5 protein-coding genes and 1 pseudogene are annotated in these 9,631 nt (G+C 72.4%); 4 read left to right on the forward strand and 2 right to left on the reverse strand.

The genetic code is table 11. The features are described 5' to 3' along the window. Positions 1-146 precede the first annotated feature (146 nt). Together E1300_RS43600 and E1300_RS53090 are read right to left on the reverse strand one after the other, a co-directional pair. Complete coding sequence (locus E1300_RS43600) at positions 147-941, reverse strand: SDR family oxidoreductase (protein ID WP_131763150.1); 795 nt, start codon at positions 939-941, stop codon at positions 147-149. Beyond that, positions 938-1,123, reverse strand: a complete 186-nt coding sequence (locus tag E1300_RS53090; RefSeq protein WP_131763151.1) for a hypothetical protein — start codon at positions 1,121-1,123, stop codon at positions 938-940. The genes E1300_RS43600 and E1300_RS53090 overlap by 4 nt, the downstream gene beginning before the upstream one ends. A gap of 151 nt (positions 1,124-1,274) precedes the next feature. Here E1300_RS53090 and E1300_RS43610 point away from each other — a divergent pair, with 151 nt between their 5' ends. From E1300_RS43610 to E1300_RS54380, 4 genes and pseudogenes are all read left to right on the forward strand, one after another. Continuing rightward, positions 1,275-5,462, forward strand: coding sequence for a wHTH domain-containing protein (locus E1300_RS43610; RefSeq protein WP_131763152.1), 4,188 nt, complete (start codon positions 1,275-1,277; stop codon positions 5,460-5,462). A 321-nt stretch (positions 5,463-5,783) separates the two neighbouring features. Continuing rightward, positions 5,784-8,288, forward strand: coding sequence for a DEAD/DEAH box helicase (locus tag E1300_RS43615; RefSeq protein WP_131763153.1), 2,505 nt, complete (start codon positions 5,784-5,786; stop codon positions 8,286-8,288). A 10-nt stretch (positions 8,289-8,298) separates the two neighbouring features. Further along, entirely contained in the window at positions 8,299-9,099 is an 801-nt protein-coding gene (locus E1300_RS43620) for a carbon-nitrogen hydrolase family protein (protein ID WP_131763154.1), read from the forward strand. An 85-nt stretch (positions 9,100-9,184) separates the two neighbouring features. Then, positions 9,185-9,631 (forward strand): annotated as a pseudogene (locus E1300_RS54380) (hypothetical protein); the annotation flags it as partial.

The following is a 9,631-nucleotide window of genomic DNA, read 5'->3' on the forward strand; positions in this document are numbered from 1 at the left end:
CGCCCGACCGGCCCGCGGGACGCCCGCCAGACTGGACCCGCGGGACGCCGGCCAGACTGGACCCGCGGGACGCCCGCCCGGCCGGATCCGCCGGTCGGTCCGCGCCGATCCGCGCCGGTCAGCCGTAGCCGGTCAGCCGTGGCCGGTCAGCCCTTGCGCCAGTCCGCCGACTCCAGCGCCCCGGCCGCCTGCGGGCCCATGAGGCCGAGGCCGCCGTCCACGAACAGCGACGCGCCCGTGACGTACGACGCGCCCGGGTCGGCCAGGAACGCGACCGCCTCCGCGACCTCGCGGGCGTGGCCCGGCCGCGCGATCGGGTAGCCCGGCCGGCTCTCCGGCTCCGGCGGCTGCTCGTGCTGCCCGGTCATCGGCGTCGCGATCTCTCCGGGCGCCACCGTGTTCACGGTGATCCCGTACTGGGACAGCTCCAGCGCCAGCACCCGCGCGAGCATCTTCAGGCCGCCCTTGGCCGCGCAGTACGGCCCGGACCCGACCCGCGGATGCTCCTCGTGGACGCTCGTCACGTTGACGATCCGGCCGCCCCGGCCCCGCGCCACCATCCGGCGCGCCGCCCGCTGCGAGCAGAGGAACGCCCCGTCCAAGTCGACCGCGAGCACCTCGCGCCACTCGTCGAGCCCCATGTCGAGCACCGGACGGGAACTGCCCGTCCCGGCGTTGTTGACGAGCACGCCGACACCGCCGAGCTCGTCGGCCAGCTCGTCCACGGCCCCGGCCGCCGCCTCCGGATCGCGCAGGTCGTGCTGCCGCACGGCCGCCCGCCGGCCCGCCTCGCGGACCTCCCGGGCCGTCCCCTCGGCCCCGTCCCGGTCCGACTTGTAGGTGATCCCCACATCGAACCCGCGTTCGGCCAGCGTGACGGCCGTGGCCTTCCCGATCCCCGAGTCGGCTCCCGTGACGATCGCTACCCGGTCGTAGCTCACGACTCGTCCGGGTCCTTCTCCACCCCGGCGATCGGGTTCCCCGTGCTCGTCCCGTCGCCCGCGTCCGGTCCCTCGTACCCTTCGGCGGCGCTGCCCGTCCCCGGGACGACCCGCTCGTGCGGCAGCTCCTCCTGCCCCGAGTTGGCCCCGGGCCCCCGGTCCGCCGGATCCTTCTTCTCCATATCGAGCTCCCTCCGAGTTTTTCGTCTCGTCCAGCACGTTGTTGCCCCACGATCTCGCCCTAACCCGCCCTACGCTTTGTTCCGGGATTCGGGTGGTCTGCCGGGTAACGGGCGTGTAGATACGTTCTCCGGGCGGCACTCGGGAGGCGGCGTGGCGGGCGGGCATCGGATCGACGACACCGAGTGGCCCGAGGACGGCCTCTACCGCAGGCTCCTGGAGCTCCTCGCGCGGATCCACGCCGACAACGGGGGCAAGAGCCTGCGCGCCATCGCGGACGGGATGCACCTCAAGTCCGCGACCCGGGTGAATGACATCCTGCGCGGCCGGTCCCGTCCGGTCGACGAGGCGCAGCTCGTGGCGCTCGTCCGCGCTCTGGGCGGCGGCGAGGACGACGCGCGCACCGCCGTCCGGCTCCACGCGCAGGCACCGCCCGCCGAACCGGCGGCTCCGGCGCCGCACCCCTGGGCCGGGCAGATCCCCGAGCACATCGCCTGGACGCTGGTCGACGCACAACGCGACGCGTCCGCCTTCCGGGACGCGGCCGCCATCGTCGCCGGACGGCTCGGGGAGCTGGCCGCCGAGGCGGAGGCGGCCCTCGACGGCGATCCCTGGCTCGACCCGGACCTGGCCGCCCGCTTCACCCGCTGGACCGACTGGCTCCTGCGCACACGCCTCGCCGATCAACTGTGCGACCTTTCGCCCGCCGAGGCCGCGCTCCTGGTCTTGGTGCCGATGCTGCACCACGCCCACATGGCCCGGACGCTCGCCGGACTCCGCGACATCGGCCCGCTCGACCTCGACCCGGTCGACTCCGGCCCGGGCGGCGCCGAGGGGGCGCGCCGCCAGTACGAGACCTTCCTCGGCGGCCAGCGGGAACTGGTCGACCGGGCCACGGCCCGCACCCTTCCCGATCGCGCCCCCGCCCGCGCCGAGATCGGCTGGTGGCTGTTCCACCGCTGGGCCGCGCGGCTCCCCGAGGCGTACCGGCTGAGCGCCGTCCGCGACCTCCTGGACGAGGCCGGGATCGCGGACGCCCGGCTGCGCGACGAGGTGCTCGACGCCAAGACCGTCCAGCGGTTCCTCGCCGCCCTCCGCCTGGACCTCTCCGAACTGGGAGACACCGACCGAAAGAACGCTCCGCAGTTCGAGACCGTCCTGTTCGCGGGCGAGCCGCACGAGCAGCGCGTCCGGGAACTCCTGGTCGGGCAGGTCCTGACGGTCGGCTACGCGCTGACCGTCGACCTGGTCCGGCTGCCCGACGTCGTCGTCCGGCACCTGGGCATCCCGCACCCGGTCGACCTCGCGGAACTGCGCCGGACCGCGACGGGCCGGGCGCGTTGGGTGCTGTCGTCCGGCTGCCTCGTGCTGCGCGCCGACTGCCACCACCCGGCCGAACTGGAAGGGCTGCGCCAGTACGCGCACCAGGTGGACGCGCTGCTGCACACCGTCCGGCAGGGCTGCGGCGACCACTCGACGCTGCGGGCGCTCGCCCTGCTGCCGTCCCGCGCGTCCGCCGACGACGTGCGGCCCGGCACCGACGACGACGGCCGCCTGCTCTTCCAGCGCGTCAGCCGGTTCCGCCTGGACGAGCGGCGCGTCCAGGACCTGCTGATGGGCGAGCAGCTCTACCAGGACCGCGGCCTCGCCGTCCGCGAGCTGTACCAGAACGCCCTCGACGCCTGCCGCTACCGCCGCGCCCGCCTCGCCTACCGCAGCCGCGGCGACTGGCTGGACGACTGGGAGGGGCGCATCCGCTTCGTCCAGGGCGTCGACGCGAACGGCCGTGCCTACCTCGACTGCCGCGACAACGGCATCGGCATGACGGAGGCCGTCCTCACCGACGTCTTCTCCCAGGCCGGGACCCGCTTCACCGACACGACCGAGTTCCTCGTCGAGTCGGCCGAGTGGGAGAGCTCCGACCCGCCCATCCCGTTCCACGCCAACAGCCGCTTCGGCATCGGCGTGCTCAGCTACTTCATGATCGCCGACGAGATCGAGGTCGTCACCCGCCCGCTCGACCGCGGCCACCGCCCGCACCCGACCCTGAAGGTCTCCATCTTCGGCCCCGGCCACCTGTTCCGCATCGAGCACCTCCCCGTCGATCAGCATCCGGGCACCACCGTGCGGCTGTACCTGCGCGACGGCGAGGACGCCCCGTCCTGCGTCGAGGAGCTGCGCCGCCTCCTCGGCATCGCCGAGTTCCGCACGGTGGCCGAGCACGGGACGCAACGCGAGGTCTGGGAGCCGGGTGTCCTCAAGCCCCGCGTCCGGCCCTCCTGGGAGAACGACGGCCTCGACGTGCACGGCACGCTCGTTCCCTGGACGGACCCGGACGGCCACGGCCAGGTGGTCTGGTGCGAGAAGGGCGGCGGCCTCCTCGTCGACGGCATCTACGCCCGTCCCGCCCTGCGCCGCGGCGTGTTCGCCGGACTCGGCAACGGCACCCTGCACGGCGCGCTGGTCAACCTCACCGGCGCCCGCATGCCCGAGCGCCTCTCCGTTGACCGCCGCAAGGTCCTGTCCGACGTGTCCAGGGACGTCGAGGACCTGCTGCGGGCGGCGTCGAGCGAACTCGTCTCCAACGGCCGCCGCCTGCTCGACGTCCGCTGGGTGAGCGACGTCACCCAGGCGAGCCCGCGTCTCGGCGACCTCGTCAGCGAAGCCGTCGCCGCCCGTGGTGAACGCGTCTCCACCAGATCCGGCAGCCTGGACGTCGCGCGCACTGGCTGCTTCCTCCAGGACTCCCACCTCGTCCTCGGAGGCGACGGCGCCGCACTCCGGTTCACGGACGAGACGGTCGGCCTCTGGCGGCATGACTTCGGTGCCCATGTGAGCGAACACGTGCTTCTCTGGCGCATGGCCGCGCACGGAAGGGCGGCGCAGTTGGTCGGCGAGGCGGCGGCCGACGGCATCGGGCCGGTCGTCCGGGCACAGCCCTCCGATGTGCTCCTCCTTGGATTCAACGACCTGCCCGTGCCTGACCGACCCCTTTTCTCCACCGACTGGCAATGGACACCGGATGGCGTCCGGCGGCACCCCGGGCATGTCCTCTGGATCGCGCTGCTGACCGGAGCGGCTCCGCGGGAGGTGGCGCGGCGGGCGGTGGAACTGGGCGTCCATGAGGTCGAGCCGCTGAAGTTCGGCGACTCGGAGGTAGAAGGCCTCGACCTCGCGTTGCTCAGCGAGTCGCGCAATGGCAGGCCGGAATGGCTCGACGTGACCCGGACGGTGCCTCTCGGACACCTCGTGGCGGTCGCCCTCCAGTCCGGTACCGCGTTGTCCGAGGTGCACAGGAGAATGGAGTCCTTCGGGTTCCGGTGTTCCGGTGCCGCACCCGAGGTCGGGTTCCCCACTTCGCAGGACCTCCGCCTGCTGTCCTGGAGCAAGGATGGCGTTGCTCCGATCAAGGACAGGCCGCGAGCGCTGCCGGCCAGTCACCTCGTCTCGTGCGCCTGGGATCTCGGGATCGCGGTCGAGGAGGTGCGCGAGAGGCTGGAGAGCTTCGGGTTCCGAACGGAGGGGCTCGCACTCCCTTCCCGTCCGTCTGAGATCGATCACCTGTTGTTCGACTGGAGGCTCGACTACCTCGAAGAAGATGAATTCGATCCGGCGCTTCCGCTGCTCCCCGTCCACCTCGCACACGCGTCGCTCGCCCTGGGCTGGGAGCTTCCCGAGGTCGCCGAGCGCCTGGCGTCCTATGGAGTGCCGGTCCCGGAGCGGCTCCCTGAACGCGTCGAGCGGGCGGATCTCGCCCTGTTCAGCAGGGACGGCGACGGTTCGCCCCCGTGGTGGACGGCGCGGAACGTCCCGCTGCCCCACCTGCTCATCCTCAGCGCCCGGGCCGGCGTCGATCCAACCTCCACCGCGCTCCGGCTGGAAGAGTACGGCTTCAGGGTGCCAGCCGGGCCATGGCCCGCCGGAATCGACGATTCAACGGTGCGGCTCCTGTCGCGGATCCTTTTCACCACTGGACAATGGCTCGATCCGGTCGTTCCGGTGACACGGGGGCAATTGATCAGGGCCGCCTGCGAGTTCGGGATCAGCCCGGCGACAGCGGCCTCGCGCCTGGCCGGGTGCGGCATGGCGGTGCCACACGACATCCCGGACGGAGTGGACACGGCGGATCTCGCTCTCCTCCGGTACCGCCAGAACTATTCCGAAGTCTGGCTGGACGTGGAGAAGGCCGTGCCTCTCTTCCACCTGCTGAACGCCTCGAAGAAGACGGGGATGACCATCCGGGACGCGGCGGAGCGGCTGCGGTGGCTGGGGTTCGAGGTGCCGGACGTGGACGAGAGCCTCGCGGAGGCGATGCGCAGGCTGCCTAGGGCGGCCGAGTAGGGACACGCTCCGGCGTGACGCGGGACGTGCGCCCGTGTGCCCTCTGGACGAAGGAAAGCCCAGGTCAAGGTCATGATCACCCCGTCACACGAACGGCGTCACAGGAGCGCACAGCCGCCGCCCGCGCGGTCGCCGCACCCTGATCCCGTTCGCCGGAGACGGGACGGGAGTGGTGGTCATGCGGATGATCGTGGAGCTGGCGCCGGTGATCGGCGGCGTCCTCAACGTGCTGGCGGCCGGGATCGGGGCCGCGGTCGCGTTGGGCGGGTGGCGGCGGCGCCGGTGACGCGGGCACTGGGCGATCGGGGGCAGGATGGAGGGGTGAGCCTTATCGATGAGCTGCCCGCCGCGAACGACCTTGACGCCGACTCGCTGTTCGAGGCGTTCGAGAGGTGGGTGGCGGGGCGCGGCATCACGCTGTACCCGGCGCAGGAGGAGGCGCTCATCGAGGTCGTCTCGGGCGCCAACGTGATCCTCGCGACGCCGACCGGCTCCGGGAAGAGCCTGGTGGCGGCCGGGGCGCTGTTCGCGGCGCTCGGCAAGGACCAGGTGGCGTTCTACACCGCGCCGATCAAGGCGCTGGTGTCGGAGAAGTTCTTCGACCTGTGCGAGATGTTCGGGCGCGAGAACGTCGGCATGATGACCGGCGACGCCAGCGTCAACGCGGACGCGCCGATCGTGTGCTGCACCGCCGAGGTCCTCGCCAACATCGCGCTGCGGGACGGCGCGGACGCCGACATCGGCGTGGTCGTCATGGACGAGTTCCACTTCTACGCCGAGCCCGAGCGGGGATGGGCCTGGCAGATCCCGCTGCTGGAGCTGCCGCAGACCCAGTTCCTGCTGATGTCGGCCACTCTCGGGGACGTCGAGTTCTTCCAGAAGGACCTCACGCGGCGGACGGGCCGTCCGACGGCGCTGGTCAGCTCGGCGGAGCGGCCCGTTCCGCTGATCTACGACTACCGGGTCACGCCGCTGCACGAGACGATCGAGGAGCTGCTCGCCGAGCAGAAGGCGCCGATCTACCTGGTGCACTTCACGCAGGCGGCGGCGATCGAGCGGGCGCAGGCGCTGATGAGCATCAACGTGTGCACCAAGGCGGAGAAGGCCCGGATCGCCGAGCTGATCGGCAACTTCCGGTTCACCACGAAGTTCGGGCGGAACCTGTCGCGGTTCGTCCGGCACGGGATCGGGGTGCACCACGCGGGGATGCTGCCCAAGTACCGGCGGCTGGTGGAGCGGCTCGCGCAGGCGGGGCTGCTGAAGGTCATCTGCGGGACGGACACGCTGGGCGTCGGCGTCAACGTCCCGATCAGGACGGTCGTGTTCACCGCGCTGAGCAAGTACGACGGGCACCGCGTCCGGCGGCTGCGGGCGCGGGAGTTCCACCAGATCGCCGGACGGGCCGGGCGGGCCGGGTTCGACACGGTCGGGTTCGTGGTGGCGCAGGCGCCCGACCACGTCGTGGAGAACGAGAAGGCCCTCGCCAAGGCCGGGGACGACCCGAAGAAGCGGCGGAAGGTCCAGCGGAAGAAGCCCCCGGAGGGGTTCGTCGGCTGGGACGAGGAGACCTTCCGCAAGCTCCAGGACGCCGAGCCGGAGATGCTCCGGTCCCGGTTCGAGGTCAGCCACGCGATGCTGCTGTCGGTGATCGCGCGGCCGGGCAACGCGTTCCAGGCGATGAAGCGGCTGCTCACCGACAACCACGAGGAGCCCGCGGCGCGGCGGCGGCACATCTCGCGGGCCATCGCGATCTACCGGTCGCTGCTGGCCGGCGGGGTCGTGGAGGTGCTGCCCGAGCCCGACGACCTCGGACGGTACGCGCGGCTCACCGTGGACCTCCAGGAGGACTTCGCGCTCAACCAGCCGCTGTCGACGTTCGCGCTGGCCGCGTTCGAGATCCTCGACCCGGCGTCGCCGTCCTACGCGCTGGACGTCCTGTCGGTGATCGAGGCGACGCTGGACGACCCGCGGCAGATCCTCGCGGCGCAGGTGAACAAGGCGCGCGGCGAGGCCGTCCAGGAGATGAAGGCCGAGGGGATCGAGTACGAGGAGCGGATGGAGCTGCTCCAGGACGTCGACCATCCGAAGCCGCTGGAGGAGGAGCTCGACGCCGCGTACGAGATCTACCGGGCGGGGCACCCGTGGGTGGGCGACCATCCGCTGCGCCCCAAGTCGGTGGTGCGCGACATGTACGAGCGGGCGATGACGTTCACCGAGTACATCGGCTACTACGAGCTGGCCCGGGGCGAGGGCCTCGTGCTGCGGTACCTGTCGGGGGCCTACAAGGCGCTCCAGCAGACCGTCCCGGAGTCGATCAAGACGGACGACCTCATCGACCTGATCGAGTGGCTGGGCGAGCTCGTCCGGCAGGTCGACTCCAGCCTCCTGGACGAGTGGGAGCAGCTCGCGAACCCCACAGACGAGGTCGACGAGCCGATCGAGGAGCGCGTCACGAAGGTCACCGCGAACGCGCGGGCGTTCCGGGTCCTGGTCCGCAACGCGCTGTTCCGCCGCGTGGAGCTGGCCGCGCTGGAGCGGTACGGCGACCTCGGCGAGCTCGACCCCGACTTCGGCGCGGACGCCTGGCGGGAGGCGATGGACGCCTACTACGCCGAGCACGAGGAGCTGCTCACCGGCCCCGACGCGCGCGGGCCGAAACTGCTCCAGATCGAGGAGGTGCCGGAGGACGCGCTGTGGCGGGTCCGGCAGGTCTTCGACGACCCGGCGGGCGACCACGACTGGGGGATCTCGGCCGAGGTCGACCTCGCCGGATCCGACCAGGCTGGCGAGGCCGTCATCCGCGTGACCGGTGTGGACAGGCTCTAGGGAGGTTTCGATGGTGCAGGTCGCGGTGGCGCAGTTCGCGCCGGGCGAGGACGGCGACGGCAACCTCGCGGCGGTGCGCAAGCTCGTCGGGGAGGCGGCCGGACGCGGCGCGCGGCTCGTCGTGCTGCCCGAGTTCGCGTCGTTCACCGCCCCGCGGATGGACGAGCGGTTCCTCGCGTCCGCCGAGCCGCTCGACGGGCCCTTCACCACCGGGCTCGGCGAGCTGGCGCGCCGCCACGGGATCCACCTCGTCGCGGGCGTCAACGAGCGGCTCGACGACCCCGGCCGCATCTCCAACACCCTCGTCGCCGTGGCACCGGACGGGTCGATCGCCGCGACGTACCGCAAGACGCACCTCTACGACGCGTTCGGCTACAAGGAGTCGGCGATGGTGCGCCCCGGCGACCTCGCCGACCCCGAGACGTTCACCGTCGACGGCGTCACGGTCGGCATGCAGACCTGCTACGACGTCCGCTTCCCCGAGGTGACCCGCCGCATCGTGGACGCGGGCGCCGACGTCCTCGCGCTGCCCGCCGAGTGGGTGCCGGGGCCGCTCAAGGAGGACCACTGGCGCACCCTCGTCCGCGCTCGCGCGATCGAGAACACGATCTACGTGGCCGCCGCCGACCAGTGCGCACCGACCGGCGCCGGCAACAGCATGATCGTGGACCCGATGGGCGTGGTCGTCGCCGCGCTGGGCGAGGGGACCGGCACCGCCGCCGGGGACGTCGCGCCCGAGCGCGTCGCCGCCGTCCGCGAGCGGAACCCCGCCCTGGCCCTGCGCCGCTACACGGTCGTCCCGCGGACCTGACCCGAGGACCGGCTCCGGTATCGACCAGGCAACGGTCACGGCGATTCTGCGTGCCCGGACGGGCACCGAGGGTGACCATCGGTAGGTGTGCCCTTCTCGTGACGTCCCACCGGCCGGCTACACGCGCGCCGCGCCGCAACCCCCGCGCCGCAAGCACGCCCTCAGCGCGCGCCCCGGCCACCGCTCGCACCGCCCCCGCCGGCGCCCGATCCGCCTCAAGTCGTCGCTGCCCGCGGTCGCCCTCGCGGTCGCCCTGGCGGGCGGGATCATGCTGACCGTCGCGTACGGGACGGTCAGCCAACCCCCGGGGCACGGCGTCGCGCCGGACGCCGTCCCGTCCGCGACGGCAGTGCCCGCCCCCGTGGCGCCGCCCCCGCCCGCCCTGCCGGGTTCCGCCGCCCCGGCGTTCGGCGGCGAGATCGGGCCGCCCGACGGCGCGCGGCCCGCCGAACGCACCGCCACCCCCGCCGGGACACCCAGATCGGAAGAGCACACGTCTGAACTCCAGTCACTAAGAGGAATCTCGTATGCC

Source organism: Actinomadura fibrosa (assembly GCF_900659615.1).
Classification (GTDB): domain Bacteria; phylum Actinomycetota; class Actinomycetes; order Streptosporangiales; family Streptosporangiaceae; genus Spirillospora; species Spirillospora fibrosa.

Coding starts and splice junctions, on each gene's coding strand:
- E1300_RS43620 (WP_131763154.1), top strand. CDS start 8,299: ATGGTGCAGGTCGCGGTGGCGCAGTTCGCGCCGGGCGAGGACGGCGAC.
- E1300_RS53090 (WP_131763151.1), bottom strand. CDS start 1,123: ATGGAGAAGAAGGATCCGGCGGACCGGGGGCCCGGGGCCAACTCGGGG.